Source organism: Pseudohaliea sp., from assembly GCF_054552115.1.
The window spans coordinates 21,322-40,581 of sequence record NZ_JBTOLW010000016.1 but is presented as its reverse complement, the minus strand read 5'-3'; the positions used below and the strand labels follow the sequence as shown (position 1 = coordinate 40,581).

The 19,260-nt window shown below is 70.2% G+C and carries 16 protein-coding genes; 7 read left to right on the top strand and 9 right to left on the bottom strand.

Features of this window, described 5'->3' with window-relative positions:
* Positions 1-30 precede the first annotated feature (30 nt).
* Positions 31-510: an Lrp/AsnC ligand binding domain-containing protein gene (locus ACX93N_RS09465; protein ID WP_459428170.1), complete on the bottom strand. Its 480-nt coding sequence runs from the start codon at positions 508-510 to the stop codon at positions 31-33.
* 205 nt (positions 511-715) lie between these two features.
* Between ACX93N_RS09465 and ald the strand changes: the two genes are divergently transcribed.
* Entirely contained in the window at positions 716-1,843 is a 1,128-nt protein-coding gene (gene ald, locus ACX93N_RS09460) for an alanine dehydrogenase (RefSeq protein WP_459428169.1), read from the top strand.
* Positions 1,844-1,911: 68 nt separating this feature from the next.
* On the opposite strand, the gene ACX93N_RS09455 is transcribed toward ald, so the two are convergent.
* A complete protein-coding gene (locus ACX93N_RS09455) occupies positions 1,912-4,098 on the bottom strand; it encodes a malate synthase G (protein ID WP_459428168.1) in 2,187 nt (728 codons plus the stop codon).
* Between the two features lie 134 nt (positions 4,099-4,232).
* The gene (locus tag ACX93N_RS09450; protein WP_459428167.1) at positions 4,233-5,189 is read right to left on the bottom strand and encodes a LysR family transcriptional regulator; all 957 of its coding nucleotides are present in this window, start codon (positions 5,187-5,189) and stop codon (positions 4,233-4,235) included.
* A gap of 161 nt (positions 5,190-5,350) precedes the next feature.
* On the opposite strand from ACX93N_RS09450, the gene ACX93N_RS09445 reads away from it, so the two are divergent.
* Positions 5,351-7,117, top strand: coding sequence for an acyl-CoA dehydrogenase (locus ACX93N_RS09445; RefSeq protein ID WP_459428166.1), 1,767 nt, complete (start codon positions 5,351-5,353; stop codon positions 7,115-7,117).
* Entirely contained in the window at positions 7,114-7,599 is a 486-nt protein-coding gene (gene rraA, locus ACX93N_RS09440; RefSeq protein ID WP_459428165.1) for a ribonuclease E activity regulator RraA, read from the top strand. The genes ACX93N_RS09445 and rraA overlap by 4 nt, the downstream gene beginning before the upstream one ends.
* Positions 7,600-7,649: 50 nt before the next feature.
* On the opposite strand, the gene nadC is transcribed toward rraA, so the two are convergent.
* Positions 7,650-8,492, bottom strand: a complete 843-nt coding sequence (gene nadC, locus ACX93N_RS09435) for a carboxylating nicotinate-nucleotide diphosphorylase (protein WP_459428164.1) — start codon at positions 8,490-8,492, stop codon at positions 7,650-7,652.
* A gap of 123 nt (positions 8,493-8,615) precedes the next feature.
* Between nadC and ampD the strand changes: the two genes are divergently transcribed.
* The 4 genes from ampD (at position 8,616) to ACX93N_RS09415 (ending at position 13,131) form a co-directional block, all read left to right on the top strand.
* The gene (gene ampD / locus ACX93N_RS09430) at positions 8,616-9,200 is read left to right on the top strand and encodes a 1,6-anhydro-N-acetylmuramyl-L-alanine amidase AmpD (RefSeq protein WP_459428163.1); all 585 of its coding nucleotides are present in this window, start codon (positions 8,616-8,618) and stop codon (positions 9,198-9,200) included.
* Positions 9,197-10,015: a regulatory signaling modulator protein AmpE gene (gene ampE / locus ACX93N_RS09425; protein ID WP_459428162.1), complete on the top strand. Its 819-nt coding sequence runs from the start codon at positions 9,197-9,199 to the stop codon at positions 10,013-10,015. The genes ampD and ampE overlap by 4 nt, the downstream gene beginning before the upstream one ends.
* Before the next feature lie 203 nt (positions 10,016-10,218).
* Positions 10,219-11,778: a sigma 54-interacting transcriptional regulator gene (locus ACX93N_RS09420; protein WP_459428161.1), complete on the top strand. Its 1,560-nt coding sequence runs from the start codon at positions 10,219-10,221 to the stop codon at positions 11,776-11,778.
* A gap of 6 nt (positions 11,779-11,784) precedes the next feature.
* On the top strand, positions 11,785-13,131 hold the full coding sequence (locus ACX93N_RS09415; RefSeq protein ID WP_459428160.1) for a serine/threonine-protein kinase: 1,347 nt from the start codon (positions 11,785-11,787) through the stop codon (positions 13,129-13,131).
* On the opposite strand, the gene ACX93N_RS09410 is transcribed toward ACX93N_RS09415, so the two are convergent.
* From ACX93N_RS09410 to ACX93N_RS09390, 5 genes are all read right to left on the bottom strand, one after another.
* The gene (locus ACX93N_RS09410) at positions 13,120-14,004 is read right to left on the bottom strand and encodes a transglutaminase family protein (RefSeq protein ID WP_459428159.1); all 885 of its coding nucleotides are present in this window, start codon (positions 14,002-14,004) and stop codon (positions 13,120-13,122) included. The genes ACX93N_RS09415 and ACX93N_RS09410 overlap by 12 nt on opposite strands.
* 56 nt (positions 14,005-14,060) lie before the next feature.
* Positions 14,061-14,567 carry a hypothetical protein gene (locus tag ACX93N_RS09405; protein ID WP_459428158.1) on the bottom strand — a complete coding sequence of 169 codons (507 nt, stop codon included), beginning with the start codon at positions 14,565-14,567 and terminating at the stop codon, positions 14,061-14,063.
* An 823-nt stretch (positions 14,568-15,390) separates the two neighbouring features.
* The gene (locus ACX93N_RS09400; RefSeq protein ID WP_459428157.1) at positions 15,391-16,332 is read right to left on the bottom strand and encodes a ketopantoate reductase family protein; all 942 of its coding nucleotides are present in this window, start codon (positions 16,330-16,332) and stop codon (positions 15,391-15,393) included.
* Positions 16,329-17,069, bottom strand: a complete 741-nt coding sequence (locus tag ACX93N_RS09395; protein ID WP_459428156.1) for a phosphotransferase — start codon at positions 17,067-17,069, stop codon at positions 16,329-16,331. Before ACX93N_RS09395 ends, ACX93N_RS09400 begins: the two co-directional genes overlap by 4 nt.
* Positions 17,070-17,140: 71 nt before the next feature.
* Entirely contained in the window at positions 17,141-19,258 is a 2,118-nt protein-coding gene (locus tag ACX93N_RS09390) for a TonB-dependent receptor (protein WP_459428155.1), read from the bottom strand.
* Positions 19,259-19,260 lie beyond the last annotated feature (2 nt).

Sequence of the window (19,260 nt, the reverse complement as noted above, 5' to 3'; positions counted from 1 at the left end):
AACCGTCGCCGATCGCGGCGCCCGCCGGCGTCAGTAGGGCACCGGCAGCGCCAGGGTCTCCTTCACCTGCTCCATGGCCACGTAGCTCGTCGACTCCTGTACCCCCGGCAGCGTGAGCAGCGTTTCCCCCAGGAATTTCCGGTAGGCATCCATATCGGCCACCCGGGCCTTGATGAGGTAGTCGAAATTGCCTGAGACGAGATAGCACTCCTGGACTTCGGGCAGGGCGCCGGCGCTGCGGGTGAACTCCTCGAAGATGTCCTGCGAGGTCCGGTTCAGGCGGATCTGCACGAAGACAACGAGGGAGGCATCGAGCCATGCCGGGTCGAGGCTGGCATGGTAGCCGCGGATGGCGCCCGCGCGCTCGAGGCGCCGGACGCGCTCCTTGCAGGGGGTGGTGGTCAGACCGACCTCGCGGGCGAGGGCCGCGATGCTCAGCCGGCCATTGCGCTGCAGGGCGCGCAGGATGTTGCGGTCGATGCGACCGAGCTGCTGGAGCTTTCTCTCCATGGCTACCCTTTGTTATGAGTTGGGGTGGCAACTGTCAATTCAGTTATATCATGCAATAAATGATGATGAGAGGGTACTAAATTAGTCAAAAAGACTGCTTTAGTCATTTATTTATAGCGTATAAGACTTTTGTGCCGGCGCTAATCTTCTCCTGCTGCGGGCTGTTCGAGGCCCGTAATCATTTGCCCGGATGGAGGAAGCCCGCGTGCTGATCGGCGTACCCAAGGAAATCAAGAACCACGAGTACCGTATCGGCCTGACGCCGGCAGGGGTCACGGAACTTGTCGACCATGGCCACGCTGTGATGGTAGAGGCGGGCGGTGGTGCGGCCATCGGCTTTGATGACGCGCAGTACCGCAACGCCGGCGCCGAGCTGGTGGCAACGGCGGACGAGGTCTTCGATCGTGCCGAACTGATCGTGAAAGTGAAGGAGCCGCAGCCGGAGGAGTGCCGGCGCCTGAAGCGCGGGCAGGCGCTGTTTACCTATCTGCACCTTGCGCCGGATCCGCAGCAGACCCGGCTCCTGGTAGACAGCGGCGCCACCTGCATCGCTTACGAGACCGTGACCGGGCCGCATCAGGGCCTTCCGCTGCTGGCGCCGATGAGCGAGGTCGCGGGGCGCATGGCGGTGCAGGCCGGCTGCCACGGCCTGGAGAAGGCGCAGGGTGGCAACGGCACGCTCCTGGGCGGCGTTCCGGGGGTGGAGCCTGCGCGGGTGCTGGTGATCGGCGGCGGCGTGGTTGGCACGAACGCGGCGCGCATGGCCATCGGCCTAGGCGCCGATGTCACGATTCTCGATCGCAATGTCGAGCGCCTGAAAGAGCTCGACGAACGCTACGGCGGGCGCCTGAAGACCGTCTACTCCACCCGCGATGCCATCGAGCGGTTTGCCGTTGACGCGGATCTCGTGATCGGCGCCGTACTGATCCCGGGCGCGGCGGCACCGAAACTGATCAGCCGCGAGCTTGTGTCGCGCATGAAGCCCGGTGCCGTGCTGGTGGACGTGGCCATCGACCAGGGTGGCTGCTTTGAGACCTCACGGCCGACCACGCACGATGCGCCCACCTATATCGTTGACGATGTCGTGCACTATTGCGTGGCCAACATGCCGGGTGCGGTGGCGCGCACGGCGACGCAGGCGCTGACCAATGCGACGCTGCCTTACGTGGCTCAGCTGGCGAACAAGGGCGTTGTCGAGGCGTTGCTGGGGAATGAGCACCTGCTGCACGGGCTGAATGTGCATGCGGGGATGGTGACGTTTGATGCAGTGGCTGAGGCGCTGGGCTATGAGTATGTGGCGCCGCGGGAGGCGCTTGGGAAGGCGTCGACTTAGGCGGTAGGCAGCCGGCCTTGCGGCCGGCGTCGCGGCGAGGGCGCCGCTGCCACAGAGGTTGGCGTGGATCAGGCGCCGAACTTCGCCTTCGCCTCCCGTCGCCGCGCATGCAGCACCGGCTCCGTATAGCCCGACGGCTGCTCCCGCCCCAGGAACACGAGGTCACAGGCCGCCTGGAAGGCGACACTGTCGTCGAAGGCCGGGGCCATGGGCCGGTAGGCCGGGTCGCCGGCGTTCTGCTGGTCGACCACTGCCGCCATGCGCTCCAGGGTCTCGCGCACCTGTGCCTCGCTGACCACGCCGTGGTGCAGCCAGTTGGCGATGTGCTGGCTGGAGATGCGCAGCGTGGCGCGGTCTTCCATCAGGCCCACGTCGTTGATGTCCGGCACCTTGGAGCAGCCCACGCCCTGGTCGACCCAGCGCACCACGTAGCCGAGGATGCCCTGGCAGTTGTTGTCCAGCTCGCGCTGGATGGCGGCGGCGTCGAGGCCCTCGGCGCCGCGCAGGGGGATTTCGAGCACGTCGTCGAGGGACGCCATGGGCCGGCTTGAAAGCTCCCGCTGCTGCTCCGCCACGCTTACCGCATGGTAGTGGATGGCGTGCAGCGTCGCCGCTGTGGGGGAAGGCACCCAGGCGGTGCTGGCGCCGGCCTTCGGGTGGCCGATTTTCTGTTCCAGCATCGCGGCCATCAGGTCCGGCATGGCCCACATGCCCTTGCCGATCTGCGCGTGGCCGGGCAGGCCGCAGGCCAGGCCCACGTCGACGTTGCGGTCTTCGTAGGCATTGATCCAGCGCTCGCCCTTCATGTCGCCCTTGGGCGTCATGGCGCCGGCTTCCATGCTGGTGTGGATCTCGTCGCCGGTGCGGTCGAGGAAGCCGGTATTGATGAACACCACCCGCTCCCGGGCGCGGCGGATGCACTCGGCGAGGTTGATGGTGGTGCGCCGCTCCTCGTCCATGATGCCGAGTTTCAGCGTGTTGCGGGCAAGGCCGAGGGCGTCCTCGATGCGATCGAAGAGGTCCACGGTGAAGGTGACCTCGTCCGGGCCGTGCATCTTCGGCTTGACGATATAGACGCTGCCGTGGCGGCTGTTGCCGGGCCCTTCGCTGCGCTTCAGGTCGTGCACGGCGATGAGCGCCGTGAACATCCCGTCCATGATGCCCTCGGGAATCTCGTTGCCGTCGGCGTCGAGGACGGCGTCGTTGGTCATCAGGTGGCCGACGTTGCGCACGAACATCAGGCTGCGCCCGGGCAGCACCAGGGGCCCGCCGTCGGCGCCGGTGTACTCGCGGTCCGGGTTGAGGCGGCGGGTGACGGTCCTGCCGCCCTTGTCGAAGCTGTCGGTGAGGTCACTCTTCATGAGGCCGAGCCAGTTGCCGTAGACCACGCACTTGTCCTCGGCATCGACGGCGGCCACGGAATCCTCGCAGTCCTGGATGGTGGTCAGCGCCGCCTCGAGTACCACGTCCTTCACCCCGGCGGGGTCGTCGCGGCCGATGGCGCTGTCGCGGTCTACCTGGATCTCGATATGCAGGCCGTTGTGGGCGAGAAGCACCGCGCCCGGCGCGGCCGCGTCGCCCTGGTAACCGCGGAACTGCGCGGGATCGGCGAGGCCGCTGTCACCGTCGCCCTCTTCACCGCCCAGGCTCACGGCGAGCGTCCCGTCGACCACGCGATAGGTGGTGGCGTCGGCATGGCTGCCGCTGGCGAGCGGGCAGTGGGTATCGAGGAAGTCGCGGGCGAAGGCGATGACCTTCGCGCCGCGTACCGGGTTGTAGGCGCCGGCGCGCTCGGCGCCATCGTCTTCCGGGATCACGTCCGTCCCGTAGAGCGCGTCGTAGAGACTGCCCCAGCGTGCGTTGGCGGCGTTCAGGGCGTAGCGGGCGTTCATCACCGGCACCACCAGCTGCGGGCCGGCGAGGGTGGCGACCTCCGGGTCCACGTTCTCCGTGGTCACCGCGAAGGGCGCGGGATCGGGGAGCAGGTAGCCGATTTCCTCGAGGAAGGCGCGGTAGGCGGCGCGGTCGTAGTCCAGCCCCGGGTTGGCCCGGTGCCAGTCGTCGAGCTGCTGCTGCAGTCGCTCGCGGAGGGCGAGCAGCTCGCGGTTGCGCGGGCCGAAATCCGCGACCAGCTGCGCCAGGGCCTGCCAGAAGGCGGCCGGTTCCACCCCGGTGCCGGGGGCGATGGCGTTCTCGAGGAGGTCGGCGAGGGGCTTGGCGACCTGCAGGCCGCTGCGGGTGACGCGCTCGGTCATGGCATGGATTCCTGTGATGGCGTTAGCGGGAAGTCTAGGGAATACGGCAGAATTCCCCAAGGCTATGCCTTTTATCGTGGGCATAAGCCCGCTGAATGTTATTGCGGCGCCCGGTCACGGCGGTACGGGATCGCTCAGACCGGTGCCGGCTCCCCCGCGAGTTCCCGGGCCGTGTCGACGATCACCTTACGCAGCCAGCGATTGGCCGGGTTGTGCTGCAGCAGGGGGCTCCAGGCCATCTTCAGCTCCAGCGGTGGAATCTCCAGCGGCGGTTCGCGCAGCACCACCCGCGGGTTGTCACGCTTGAGCAGCGCGGCGCGGGTGGGCAGGGTCACCACCAGGTCGTTCTGCTCCGCCAGGGTCATGGCGGCCTGGTAGTGGCGCGTGAACACGCGGATCTGCCGCTTCTTGCCCAGCCGGTTCAGGGCCGCGTCCACCCAGCCGAGGCGCTGCACGTCGTCCGGGTCCACCCCCACGCCCACGCCCATGCCGGTCTTGCTCACCCACACGTGGTCCGCCTTGAGGTAGTTTTCCAGGGTGAAATCCCCGAGGAGCTCGTTTTCCGGGCTCAGCAGGCACGAGAAGCTGTCGCTCCACAGGTGGATCTGGTGGAAGGACTGGGGCATGGCGTCGAAGCGGTTGATGACCATGTCGACCTTGCCGCGTTCCACGTCGAGGAAGCTCACGTCGCTGGGGGTCATGATGTCCAGCGTCAGCCCCGGCGCCTCCGTGCGCAGGCGGCCGAGCACGCCGGGCAGTAATGTCGACTCGGCGTAGTCGCTGGCCATGATGCGGAACACCCGGCTGGCGGAGGACGGGTCGAAGGCGGTACGCGGCTGCACGGCGCGCTCGATGTTGGTGAGTACCTCGCGCACCAGCGGCTCGAGTTCCAGGGCCCGCTCCGTCGGCGTCATGCCGTCGGAGGTGCGCACCAGCAGCGGATCGTCGAAGAGCTCGCGCAGCCGGCGCAGACCGTTGCTCATGGCCGGTTGCGAGAGGTTCAGCTGGTGCGCGGCCTGGGTGACATTGCGCTCGCGCAGCAGCGCGTCGAGGTAGACGAGCAGGTTGAGGTCGATGCGGTTGAGCTGCATGGTCTTGTATTCATTGGGTGAATGGCCATCATAGCAACCCGGCGGTGGGATGAATATGATGCCGGCGCTACCCTGCGCGCTGGCCTCGCGCCCCTTATACTTGGCGGCGCCGATGCGGGCACCCGGTGCCCCGCGCGCCCCCACGACAGCTGGAGACTCTCATGACCACCTACCGTGCCCCCCTCGACGACATGCGCTTCCTTATCGACGAGGTGCTGGACGTGGCCTCGGCCCTCGGTGAGCGGCCGGCCTTCGCCGAGCTGGGCGTGGGCCCGGACCTCACCGGCGCGCTGCTGGAGGAGGGCGCCCGCTTCGCCGGCGACGTGCTCGCGCCGCTGCGTCGCGAGGGCGATGCCCACCCGGCCAGCTGCGCGGACGGCAGGGTGATGCTGACCCCGGGCTACGCCGAGGCCCTCACCCAGCTCGCCTCCGGCGGCTGGTTCGGCATCGCGGCGAGCGCGGAGCACGGCGGCCAGGGCCTGCCGGAAATCTACGGCACCGCCGCCTGCGAGATGTGGAACAGCGCCGACATGGCGTTTGCACTGGCCCCGTTCCTCTCCAGCGGCGCAGCGCTGGCCATTGAGACCCACGGCACGGAAGAGCAGAAGGCCCTCTACCTGCCGAAGCTGCACAGTGGCGAGTGGACCGGCACCATGAACCTGACGGAAGCGGGCGCCGGGTCGGATCTCGGCGCTCTCAAGACCCGCGCCGTACCCAAGGGCGACCACTACCTGATCACCGGGCAGAAAATCTACATCACCTGGGGCGACCACGACGCCGTGGACAACATCGTCCACCTCGTGCTGGCGCGCCTGCCCGATGCGCCTGAAGGCAGCAAGGGTATCTCGCTGTTCATTGTGCCCAAGTTCCTGCCCGACGCCGACGGCAATCCCGGGGAGCGAAACGACGTCTACCCCGTGTCCACGGAGCACAAGCTCGGTATCCACGGCAGCCCCACCTGCGTGATGGCCTACGGCGACAACGGCGGTGCCGTGGGCTACCTCGTGGGCGAGGAGAACCGGGGCCTCGCCTGCATGTTCACCATGATGAACGAGGCCCGCCTCAAGGTCGGCCTGCAGGGCCTCGGCGCCGCCGAGGGCGCCTACCAGAAGGCACTGGCCTACGCCCACGAGCGCGTGCAGGGCGGTGTGCCGATCATCCGCCACGCGGACGTGAAGCGCATGCTGCTGACCATGCGCGCCTTCAACGAGGCGATGCGCGCGCTGGCCTACAGCGAGGCGGTGACCATGGACCTCGCCCGCCATGGGGAGGAGAGCGAGCGCGCGGCGCAGCAGGCGCGCATCGACCTGATGATCCCGGTCATCAAGGGCTGGATGACGGAGCTCGGCGAGGAGATTGCCTCCCTCGGCGTGCAGGTGCACGGCGGCATGGGCTACGTGGAGGAAACGGGCGCCGCGCAGTACCTGCGCGACGTGCGCATCACCTCCATCTACGAGGGCACCAACGGCATCCAGGCCGCCGACCTCGTCGGCCGCAAGCTCGCCCGCGACGGCGGCGATACCATGCGCGCGCTGACCGAGTCGGTGCGCGAGACGGCCCGGGCGCTCTCCGGTGACCCGGCGCTGCGCCTGCTCGGTGGAGCGCTCTCGGCGGCGGCTGCGCACCAGGAAACGTCTACGGAGCGGCTCCTCGCGCTGCTGGCCGAGCGGCCCGAGGCGGCCCGCGGCCTCGCCTTCGACTACATGATGCAGACCGGCTATCTGTTCGGCGCCTGGCACCTGTTCCGCGCGGCGGCGGTGGCGCAGGACCGGCTGGCTAACGGCAGCGACAACCCCTTCTACGCGCAGAAGGTGGCAACCGCCAACTTCTACGCCGAGGCCCTGTTGCCGCGTACCCGTGCCCACGGCGCCATCATCGCTGGCGAGGCCAGCGCGCTGGACGCCTTCGCGGAGGAGTGGCTGGCATGAGCGAGTCCCGCATCAGCACCCCGGACCTCACCGATGACCATGCCGGCGCCCGTGCGCTGGAACTGCAGTGGCGCAATTTCGGGGGCATCGCCGCCTTCGGCGGGCCGGCGGTGACCATCAAGTGCTTCGAAGACAACTCGCTGGTGAAGTCGCTGGTGCAGGAGCCCGGTGAAGGGCGGGTGATTGTCGTCGACGGCGGCGGCTCCCTGCGCCGGGCGCTCCTCGGCGACATGCTCGCGGCCGACGCGGCGAAGAACGGCTGGGCCGGGCTGGTGATCTGCGGCGCGGTGCGTGACGTGGATGAGCTGGCGGCCACGGCCCTCGGCGTGCAGGCCCTGGGCTGCTGCCCGCGCAAGACGGACAAGCGTGGCGAGGGGCAGCTGGATGTGCCGGTGAGCATCGGCGGCGTGACCATCAGCCCCGGGGACTACGTCTACGCTGATAACAACGGCGTCATCGCGAGCCCCGGGCCCCTGAACTAGGCGCGACCCGCACGGTCATGTGAAGCGCGGCAGGCGCGCGATCGAGCCCGTCAGCCGAGCCGCAGCGACAGGTCCAGCGCCTTGAAGTCCTTGGTCAGCGCGCCGATCGAGACGTAGTCGACCCCGGTCGCGGCGATGGCCGGCAGCGTTTCCTTGGTGACATTGCCGGAGGCCTCGAGTTCGGCGCGGCCGGCGCTGGCGACCACGGCCTCGCGCAGGGCCGCGAGGCTGAAGTTGTCCAGCATGATGCGGTCGGCCTTCGCCGCGAGGGCCTGGCCGAGTTCCTCCGCGTTCTCCACTTCCACTTCCACCGGCTTGCCGGGCGCCAGCGCCCGGGCCGCGGCCACCGCCGCGGCGATGCTGCCGCAGGCGGCGATGTGGTTCTCCTTGATGAGGAAGGCGTCGAACAGGCCGAGGCGGTGGTTGTGGCAGCCGCCGCAGGCCACGGCGTATTTCTGCGCCAGGCGCAGGCCGGGTATGGTCTTGCGTGTATCCAGGAGCTTGAGGTCCGTACCGGCGACGAGATCCGCGTAGTGCCGGGCCCGGGTGGCGGTGCCCGACAGCGTCTGCAGGAAGTTGAGGGCGGTGCGCTCGGCGGTGAGCAGGGCGCGCGCCGGGCCCGTCACGGTGAACAGGCGCTGCCCCGCGCTGATGCGGTCACCGTCGTCGGCGTCCCAGCTGAGCCGGCAGCCCGCATCGACCGCCCGGAACACGGCTTCGGCCCAGGGCCGGCCGCAGAGCACGCCATCCTCGCGGGTGATCAGCTGGCCGCTCGCCATGGCGTCTTCGGCGACCAGCGCCGCGGTGATGTCGCCGTCGCCGATGTCCTCCGCGAGCGCGCGCGCGGCGTCGGCATCGATGGTGTCCTGGGATACGCGGGTGACGGTGTGCATGGCTCGCCCTCGGTTGCGGGGCGCGTAGCATAGCAGCCGGACCCGGCTGGCGGGGAGGCGTCACGGCCGCCCGCTCTTCGTCAGCCGCCTCGCGCGTTTACCCGCGCCGCCGCCGGGCCTATCATGGAGCTAAAGAGGACCGTGGCCATGGCTTTTACCGTGACCCGGGGCCGTGTCGCGGAGGCGGTCTGGTGCCCGTCGCCGAACTGCAACGAGCGCCCCGCGGGCGCGAGCCCCGAGTTGATCGTGCTGCACAACATCTCCCTGCCGCCGGGCCAGTTCGGCGGCGGCCACGTTCATGCCTTTTTCTGTAACCGCCTCGATCCGGCCGCGCACCCGTTCTTTGCCGAGGTGGCGGCGCTTTGCGTATCGGCGCATTTCCTCATCGACCGCCGCGGGCGGATGACGCAGTTCGTGAGCTGCGACCGGCGCGCCTGGCACGCCGGTGTCTCCGCGTGGTGCGGCCGCGACAACTGCAACGACTTCAGCATCGGTATCGAGCTCGAGGGCACGGACCATACGCCCTACAGCGACGCGCAGTACGCGGCGCTCGCAGCGCTGGTACCGGCCCTGTGCGCCGCCTATCCCTCGCTGGACCCGTCGCGCATTACCGGCCACAGTGACATCGCCCCGGGCCGCAAGACCGACCCGGGGCCGGCTTTCGACTGGGCCCGCCTCGACGGCCTGCTCACCGGGGCCTGCCCGTGAACTTCCTCGCCCTCATCATCGCCCTGGCCCTGCAGCAGTTCGCGGGCCCGCACGCCCCCTGGCACCGCGACGGGTGGTTCGCCGGCTGGTGGCAGTGGCTCGAGGCGCGGGGGGCGTCCCCGGTGCTCACCGCGACGGCGGCCGTGCTCGTTCCCGCACTGGCGGCCCTCTGGCTGCTGGCCGTGATCGAGGGCTGGCTTTTCGGGCTCGCCGGCCTGGCTGCGGCGGTGCTCCTGCTCCTCTACGCGCTCGGGCGGGGAGATTTCAACGGCCTCGTGGCGGATCTACGGGCCCATTGCGCGGCCGGCGACGGCGAGGCGGCCTGGCTCACGGCGGTGGCGGCGCTGCCGCGGCTGGAAGCGGAGGGCGACGGGGGCGGTCGCTCGCCCGACGAGGAACTGCTCGCGGCGCTGCTCTACGAGGCCTGCCAGCGCTGGTATGCGCCGGTGTTCTTCTTCGTGCTCGCCGGGCCGGCGGCGGCCCTGGCCTACCGGCTTCTGCAGTTCGCTGCCTCGCGCAGCGCGCCGGCGCGGCGGGTGCTGTTCTTCGCGGACTGGGCACCCGCCCGGCTGCTCGCGCTCACCTTCGCCGTCACCGGTGACTTTGTCGCGGTGTCCCGGGCCCCCGGAGGCGCCGAAGAGCCGGCCGGATCGGTGCTCGCGGCCACGGCCCGCCGTGCGCTGGGCGCCGCCGCGGCCTCTCCCGGTGCGGCGGCGGCCCGGCTCGCGGCGGAGCTGGGCGCCCTCGAACGCCTGCTGGCGCGCAGCGCCGGTGCCTGGCTCATTGTGCTCTCGCTGGGCTACCTGCTGTTGTAGGGCGAACCGGTCAGCGAGCGGCCCTCCACCTCCACCTCGACGCCTCTGCCCCCTGGATGCCCACTGTCTTCGGCGCCGTCGCCAGGGCGACCCGTTGATGCTGGCGCGCGCAGACCGGTTCCACCAAATGTGACCGGCGTCACAGCGCGGTTGGGAGCCCTTTGCTAGATTCCGGCTGACGTGCTTGCAGCTTGGCCGCGCCCATGATGACCACCGGTGACGAGGAGACGCTCCCCCTGCCGCCTGCGGCGGCGGCCGCCCGGAGCCGCAGCGGGGCGTGCCTGCTCCTCACCGTCATCTTTCATCCGAACGTCGAGCGCATCGGCGCCCGGGCCTGGCGCCCGGTGCCCGACAGCGGTGTGTGCCTGCAGCTGGGGCGCGGCGAACCGGCTTTCGAGGGCCCGGGAAGCGGGGCGCAGCGCGGTCTCGACGACCCCTACCTCAGCCGCCTGGCGCTGGCGGTACGCGGCGGTGGCGACCGCTGGCTGCTGGAGCGGCCGCGGGGCAGCAGCCGCTGTCGCGTCGACGGGGAAGAATTGTATGCCAGCCTGCAGGTGGATGGCGCCGCGATGCGCCGCGGCCTGCGCCTGTTCCTCGGCAGCGGCGTGCTGCTCCTCCTGCGCCTGGCTCCGCTGGCCGAGGCCGAAGAGCCGCCGGCGCCGGCTGTTGACGGGCTTCTCGGCGACAGCGGTTACCTGCGCGCGCTGCGGCGACAGGTGCTTCGCGTGGCGCGGAGCGAGGGAGACGTGCTGCTCTGCGGCCCCACGGGCACCGGCAAGGAGCTGCTCGCCCGCGCGCTGCACGAGGCCAGCCCGCGCCGGGAGGGGCCGCTGGTCAGCGTGAACGTCGCGGCCATTCCCGCGGACCTTGCCGCTGCCCAGCTTTTCGGCACGGCCCGGGGCGCCTTCACCGGCGCCGAGCGGGACCGGCGCGGCTACTTCGAGCAGGCTGCCGGCGGCACGCTGTTCCTCGACGAGATCGGCGATGCGCCCGCATCCCTGCAACCGCAGCTCCTGCGCGCGCTCGAGCAGCGCGAGATCCAGGTCGTCGGCGGGCCGATCCGCGGCATCGACCTGCCGGTGGTTTCCGCCACGGATGCACCGATCGACGCCGAGGGCGCGACCTTCAGCCGCGCCCTGCGCCACCGCCTTGCCGCGCTGGAACTTCGTCTGCGCCCGCTGGCAGCGCACCGGGAGGACATCGGCCTGCTGGCCAGCCATTACCTTGCTCTCGCTTTCGAGGCTGCGGGGCGCGCCGTGCCCTGGGCAGACGCCGCCGATGACCCGGGCCGCCTCGCCCGCTGCGCCGAGCTCTACGACGCGCTGCTCGCCTATCACTGGCCGGGCAATATCCGCGAACTCGCCAACGTCTGCCGGGAACTCGCTGTGGCCTGTCCCGAGGACCTCTCCCTGCCGACGGCCCTGGCCCGGCGCCTGGTGGCGCCGCCGCCGGCGGGCGAGGCCACCGAGGCAGCGGGCGACGCCGTATCCGAGGCGGAGTTCGCCGAGGCCTGGGCCGCGAATGGCTACGAGGTGGCGCGGGTCGCCCGCGTCCTGAACATGTCCCGGGGTGCCGTGTACCGCCGGGTGCGCGAGCTGCCCGGCTGCCGCCTTGCCGGCGATATTCCCCGGGAGGAGTTGCAGGCGGCCCTCGCGGCCTCGGACGGTGACGTCGCCGCCGCGGCGCGGACCCTCTGCGTCTCCCACGCGGGCCTGCGCGCCCGGCTGCGCGTTGCCGGAGAGCGGGTCGCGGAAGGCACCTGAGGTCCCGTGGCCCGCGTCGGTCCCTACCGGGTCATCCGCGCGCTCGGCAGCGGTGGCGAGGGCACGGTGCTCCTCGCCTTCGACCCGCGGCTCCGGCGTCACGTCGCCCTGAAGCATCACCGGCTGCCGGCAGCGCGGCTCGCCCGGCGCCGCGCGCTGCAGGAGGCGCGCCGTTGCGCGGCCATCGACCACCCGCGGGTGCCGCGGGTCTTCGACCTGCTCGCCACGGGCCGGGAGCTGCTGCTGGTACTGCAATTCGTACCCGGTTGCGACCTGGAGGCCGCGCTCCGCGGACGCCGCCTGTCGCCGGCGACCGCCCTCTCCCTGGCGGCGGACGTGGCGGCCGCGCTGGCCGCGGCGCACCGACAGGGCATCGTCCATGGCGACCTGAAGGCGGGGAACGTGCTTATCGGCGAAGACGGCCGGGCACTGCTCACCGACTTCGGCGTGGCCGTGGCGATGGCGGAGAAACCGTCGGCCGTAAGCGCGGCCGCCTGGACGCCCGAGCACCTGCGCGGCGAGGGGCTGGCCGCGCGCTCCGACCTCTTCGCCCTCGGGCGCCTTCTCTACCGCCTGCTGACCGGTTTCGACCCGTTCGCGGGTGAGGGAGCCGAGGCGCGGATCCTCCGCGGTGAGTTCCCGCCCCCTGGGCCATCGTTGCCCGCGCCCCTCGCAGAGCTCGTGGTCGCGCTGCTGGCCGCGGATCCGGCGGCGAGACCGGCAACCGCCGGCGTCGTTCGGCGGCAGCTCCGGGCGCTGGCACGGGAGCTGGCGGTGCCGGGCCACTCCGTGGCGCGGGAGCTGGCCGATGCCTTTCAGCGTCCCGCCCCCGCGGAGCCACCGCCGCTGCCCGCGGCCCTCGGTGCCGCCTCCCGGCGCCGGGCGCGGCGCGAGGCGCTCGCCCGCTGGCTGCAGCGTCCGGCGATCCGGGTCGTGTCGGTTGCCGCCGTTTCTGTCCTCCTCGGTGGCCTGGGCTGGCGGCTGGCGGCGGGGCCGCCCTGTCTCGCCCTGGCGCCGCCGAGGTTCAGCATCGAGCCGGGCACGGCCCTCGAGGCCGGCATCAGCCGCGCCTGGCTGCAGGCCGAGTTCGCCGCGGCGCTGCGGGCGCACGGCGCCCTCGAGCTCACCGGCGAGCAGGTACCCGGCGGTCGCTGGCTGCTGACGGGCGAAGGCCGCCAGCTGCACTGCCGCCCGCGGGCTCGTCTGCACCTGTCCCTCGAATGCCGGCGGACCCTCTGTCTGCTCGGGCTGGACGGTGCTGCGAGTGCCGAGGCCCTGTTCCCGGATGCGGACATCGTCCACTGGCGGGCGGCGGTGCAGCGTCTCGCCGCACAGCAGCGGCTACCGGACTAGCGGGTGGTGCCTGCAGTTGAAGCTCACGTCCACCTGCATGTGTGAGAAAGCGCGCTCTTCACCGGCGTAACTGCCGGTCACCGGCATGGTCTGGCCGATATGGCGGGCAATCGCCACCGGTACGAGATTGTGACCGCCGACGGTCTGGTTGGTGGGGTCAAAAGTGATCCAGCCGGCACCCGGTACATACACGTCGGCCCAGGCATGGGTCGAGCCGGAACCCGACGAACCCGCCGCCGTTTCCAGAGGATCATAGAGGTAGCCGGAGACAATACGGGCACCAAAGCCCAGGCTTCGAACCGCATCGACAAAGAGCACCGCGAAATCGCGACAGGACCCGCTTCGACACGAGAGCGTCTGCACCGGTGACTGGGTAACTTCGTCGTCGCGAACCCCGTAAGTCATGCCGGCAGCTGCACCGGCGGCGATGTTCTTCAGCAGGGTGAGCGTGTCGCAGCTATCTCCGGCGACAAAGCTCCTTGCCCAGGCAAGGAGATCACCCGACGAATCGAGATAGCTCTGCAAGCGCAGGGCGCCGAGATCAGTCATTTCCTCCTGGGTCAGCAGGAACGGATAGTTTGCCGCTGAGGCGGCGATGTCGAACACCGGCCACTGATCGACGTCCAGCGTGAGCTCGGCGGTACTCTCTATCGTCAGGGTGTCAGATGCGCCGGTAAAGGCAGCGGTGGCGACCGTATTGTCCTGTACATCGTGCGCCCAGGTAAGCTGCGCTGCGGGTGTGCACCGCACGTTGTGCGCGAGCAGCCGCAGCTTGCGGCTCTCGCGCGGGCGCAGCATCAACCGGTGCGGCCCGAAGCGTACCCTGTCGTGGTACTGGTAGCTTGTTCGATGATGTATGGACAGCCTTTGCATGCTGCTAGCGGCCGGAAACCGGCACCGGGGCCGGCATCCTCATCCGCTGGTGGTACTCATCGGTCACTGGCAACGACGCAGGTATCCTGCGACCGGGTATAGTTGCGGGCGCAGACCCACTCATCACCGGAATCCTTCAGGTAGGCATTGGCGGGCAGATCGATAGGAGCACAGGCTCCCGCGACGGCCGCGTAGCCGCGCTCACACTTCCAGCCTGTGCCGTAAACGCTGTTGGTCAGATAGGCATGGGCGGGAACGTCAATCGCGATGCACTGATCGTCGTCTGCCCGGTACCCGCGCTCGCACTCCCAGCCATCGCCGTATTCGCTGTCGGTGAGGTAACCGTTCTCCGGCACGTTGATCGCGGCGCACGTGGACGCCGAGGCCCGGTACCCTCGCTCACACGCCCATCCCGGTTTGAAGGCACGTTCGGTCAGGTAGCCATGCGCCGGTACCTTGATGGCAAGGCATTCTCCACCGGATTCCAGGTAGCCCCTTTCGCATCGCCAGCCCGTCCCATAGGCCGCGCCAGTCGGGTACGCGTTGGCCGGTATTTCAATCATTTCACAGCGTTTGCCTGCTTTCCGGTATCCGGTGCTACACGTCCACCCCCTGCCATAGCGGTCAGGTTCTGCGTGTTCGGGTATCTCCTGCGCTGTATCCTGGGCGAACAGCGGCGCGCAAAGCAGAGCAAGCGTGGTCAACAGGCCGTGCCGGATTGTCCGACCGTGCGAAAGGTTTGCAGCAAACATAGGAAACCCCCGGCTCGACAAGCGAGCACTGTAGTGAAGCGCGGAACTCCTGACCCAGGGCTCGGGCCCTTCATTACTGGTGCTCGCCATTGCCCGCGAACAGCCCCGGCGGCTCGTGGGCTTTCATGAATGATCAGAATCGTCCCCGCCCGGCTGATCCTCTCCACCACTGCGGGGTTTGTCCTGCTGCGACCTCTCCCGGCGTTGTTCCGAACGCTGCTGACGCTTGTCCTCCCGCTTCTTTTTCCTGGCGAGCTCTCTTTGACGCTTTTCGAACGAGTAGTTATTCCTGGCCATCGGCAGCCCCATCTGTGTCACTGAACGCGTGGCCGCCGTCGGCCCGCGCGCTGCCAGAGGGCTCCGGGACCCGACCGGGGTCCCGAAGCCATCAGGCCGTTGTTCAACTACGGTCTCTTCGATCGGCCGTGGTAAGCGGAAGCGCGCCAGTGGGCTCGCTGCGAAGAGCGCGAGGCTGATCGATCCTTACCTGGAGACTTCAAGAGTGCGTGCCGGATCCATTGGCAGCAATTGGAGTGAGTTGACAGAGAGCGGATGCTCAAGCCTCAGCCAAACTACAGTGAATCGGTACGGCCGTCCAGCTGAGACTTCCCGGCCTGATCGCCGCGCTGATCCATCAGGCCGAGTGACTGCCGTCGGCGTCGCGGCCTGCGATCGGGGGCTGCAGGGCACGGACCCGCTCCAGGAGCGCGGCATGGCGGGGCAGGCGGCCGCCCTGGGCCGCGCAGCGGGCGACCAGGAAGCCGTTGATGTAGTCGATTTCCGTTTCCCGGCCGGCGAGCCTGTCTGCGAGCATGGAAGAGCGGTTGCCGGCGGTGGCGCGGAGCACGTCAGCCACGGTGCGCGGCAGCGCGGCGGCCAGCTGCGGCCAACCGAGGGCCCTGAGCGCGGCGACGGTTTCCAGGCAGAGCGCGTCGCAGTCCCTGCGCGCGTCCGGTTCCGTCAGCAGCGCCCCGTTGCGGCAGCCGTGCAGCGCCGTGATGCCGTTGATGACGCAGTTCACGGCCAGCTTCTCCCAGAGCGCCTGCTCGATCGCTGCGTCCCAGGCGACCCGGGGCAGGCGGCCCGGGCCGGCAGCGAACCAGCGGGGCGGCGCGGGCTCGCCATCCGGGTTGCCGATGCGTGTCCGGCCCACGCCGGCATGTACCGTGACGGCCTCGCTCTCGCGGTAGGCACCCTCGCTGGTCACCGCGCGGTACAGGGGCCGCGCGCCCAGGCAGGGCGCCAGCGCTTCCCGGTAGCCGCGCCCGTTGGCCAGCAGCACCACGACTGCATCCGGCGCCAGCCGGTGTGCCAGTGCGGTGACCGCTGAGACCACCGCCGGCGCCTTTACCGTCACCAGCAGCCGATGCACCGGGCCCCTTGATGCCGGGCCCTCCGCGGTGAAGGTACGCTCGCTGTCCCCCGCCGCGGCGCGAAGCGTGTGCATCCGGCGGCTGCTCGCTTCCCGGCCGACCAGGATCACCGGCACGCCCGCTGCTTCGAGCCGGTGTGCGAAGAGTGTGCCCATGGCACCGGCGCCCAGGATGTGCCAGGGGGCGGCAGGGGCGTCAGTCATTGCTGGCTGCCGGCATCGGCGGTCTCCAGGGCACGGGTTACAGCAGTCCAGTCTACCGCGTCCCCGCGGCCGTGGAGCGAGTACCAGAGGGCATCGAGGTAGGGGAGCAGCGCGCGCGCCCCGGTCAGCGCTCGCTGCTCATCGCGGCTGGGCGGCCGCGCCAGGTAGGCCTCGACGGCCGCGCTGCTGTCGCCGGCCGTGCGGGCCAGGTCGAGCCAGCGGCTGCCGAGGGCCGCATACTCCCAATCGATGGCCAGCAGCCGCCCGCGGTGGCGCAGGCAGTTCCCGGCGGTGAGGTCATTGTGGCACAGCACCGGGGCGTCGCCGGGCGCCGCGAGCGCAGCCAGCTGTTTCCTGGCCAGGGCCGGCAAGGCGCGGGGGATGGCGCCGGCACGGGCCTCGCAGGTCTCGAGGTAGGCTGCGGGCGCGAGACGTCGCGCCCGCACCTTCAGTGCATGGATAGCGCGCAGCAGCCGCGCGCGGGCGGCGGCGTCCGCCGGATCCGGCCCGGTGCCGTCTTCGTCGAGATAGTCGCTGACGAGGAAGTCCGCACAACCGAAGCGCGGCGGCGGTGCGAGCCCCGCGGCCGCCGCCGCGCCCTGGAGCGCGTGCTCCTCGGCCCGGTCGAGGCCCGGCGCGGCGGGGTCGAGACCGTCGAGGCGCAGCACCAGCCGGTGCTCGCCCCAGGCGAGCAGCCAGCTCTCGTTGCTCTCGCCGCCGGGCAGCTGTCGCAGCACGCGGGGTTCGCCCGGGGGCCGCGGCTCGATCGCCCAGGCCCCACAGGTCGCGAGAGCCGCCGCCAGCCGTGTCACCGGAATCGGTAGGCGAGGCTCACGCCGAGGACGCGGGGTTCGCCGTACTGGTAGTAAGGCTCGACGGCGTAGCCTTTGCGTGGGTCGTTGCCGAAGCTGCCGAAGCCGCGGATGGCGTAGTCCTCGTCACCGAGGTTGCGTACCCAGAGCGATGCGTCCCAGTGTGACGTGCGCAGGCCGCCGCGCAGGTGCACCAGGTCGAAGGCACCGGCGCGGGCGGCGTGCCGGTCCGAAAAATAGAAACCGTCCTTGCCCTCGGCCTCGGCCCGGAGGTACCAGCCGCCGGGTGAGGTCCAGGTAATGCCGGCGGCGTACTGGTAGTTCGGCGCATGGGCCTGGTCGCGGCCGTCCAGGTCCTCGCCCGCGGCATTCACGTAGTCGTCGAAGGTCGCTTCGAGGAGACCGAAGCTGGCGAAGAGGGCGAGGCTGTCCGTCGGCCGCCAGTCGAGCTCCCACTCGAGGCCGATGTTGGTGCCGGACGCGGCGTTGTCCGTGTAGTCGATGAACGCGGTGCTGCCGTCGGGCCGGGGCAGCACCAGCGAGCCGCGTACCTGCTGGTCGCGCCGGTCCATCCAGAACAGCGCGAGGCGGCTCGAGAGGCGGCCGTCTGCGAGCAGCGCCTTGTGGCCGAGCTCGTAGTTCCAGAGCAGTTCCTGGTCGAAGGCCGTGTTCGCCGCGAGGACGGCGGCGCCGTCACCCACTGAATCCGGGTCGGTTGCCAGCACGCCGGCGTTCACGCCGCCGGCGCGGTAGCCGCGGGAGACGCTCGCATAGACCAGGCCGCCGTCGGCGAGGTCCCGGGACAGCGCCATCTTGCCGCCCCAGAGGTCATCCGAGGGGCTCGAATCCACGCCGTTGCTGTCGCCGTAATCCATGGCGCGGCGGGCCAGGCGCAGCCCCGCGCTGAGGGTCCACGCGTCGCCGAGGGCAATGTCCAGCTGGCCGTAGGCCGCGGCGGTGCGCGCCTCGAAGCGGCTGTGGAAATCGCTGGTGAGGTAGGTGTAGCGGCGGTGCAGGGTCTCGTCGTCGCGCAGTCCATAGACACCGGCAACCCAGTCCGTGGAGCGGCCGAAGAGCGTCAGCGGCTGCCGCGACGACAGGCGCAGCTCGGCGCTAAAGCTCTCGCGGTCGCGCCGGTACTCGTCGAAGGAGCTGTATTCCAGCGCCGGGGCGATGCCCACGTAGGCCCAGTCCTCGTCGTAGGCGTAGACCGTGTCCGTGTCGGCGGCGCTGAGGAAGGTCTCGAGGTCCACCGTGTCGCCCTCCCGATGCCACTGCAGGCTGCCCGCGACAGCCTCCAGGGTATCGCGCCCGGGCTGGTCGGAGAGTGTGGTCCGCGTGTTGTCGAGGGAGAAGGCGTCGTAGCCGTTGTTCACGTCGACAGCGAAGACGTGCAGGTCGACGGTGTGGCGGGCGTCCGGCAGCCAGCGTAGCTTCGCGCTGCCGCTGGCCTCGTCGCGGTCGTTGCTGTCGTCGCGGCCGAGCCAGGCGTTGTCCATGTAGCCGTCGCTCACGTTGTGGCCGAGGCTCACTCGATAGCGCAGCGTGTCCGTCAGGGGCCCGGTGAGGGCGGCGCCGAGGGTGCGCGTGTCGTACTCGGCGGCGCTCACTTCCACGCGGCCGCCGGTTTCCGCCGCCGGGGCCGCCGTGCGCAGATTGATCAGGCCGGCGAGGGCGTTGGCACCGTGCAGCGTCCCCTGGGGGCCGCGCAGCACCTCGACCTGCTCCACGTCGAAGAGCAGGGCGGCGGTGCCGAGGCCGGAGAAGTCGACGCCGTCGATGCGCAGGCCCACGGAGGGGTTCAGCGGCTCGACGAACTGGGAGCGCTCGCCGATGCCGCGGACCTGGTAGAAGCGGGCGCGGGAGCTGCCGCCGGCGAAGTTGACGTTGGGCGCGAGGTTGAGCACGTCCTCGAGGTGCCGGGCCGCGCGCTGGCGGATGGCAGTGCTGTCGACGACGCTGGTGCTGGCGCTCTGGGCGAGGAGCGGCGTCTCGCGGAGTTCGGCGGTCACCACGACCTCCTCGATCGGCGCCGCCCCCGCGGCCTGGCAGGCAAGGGCGCTCCACGCCAGGGCAAGCAGGCCGGGGCAGGTCACGGTAGCCGGGTGCTTCATGG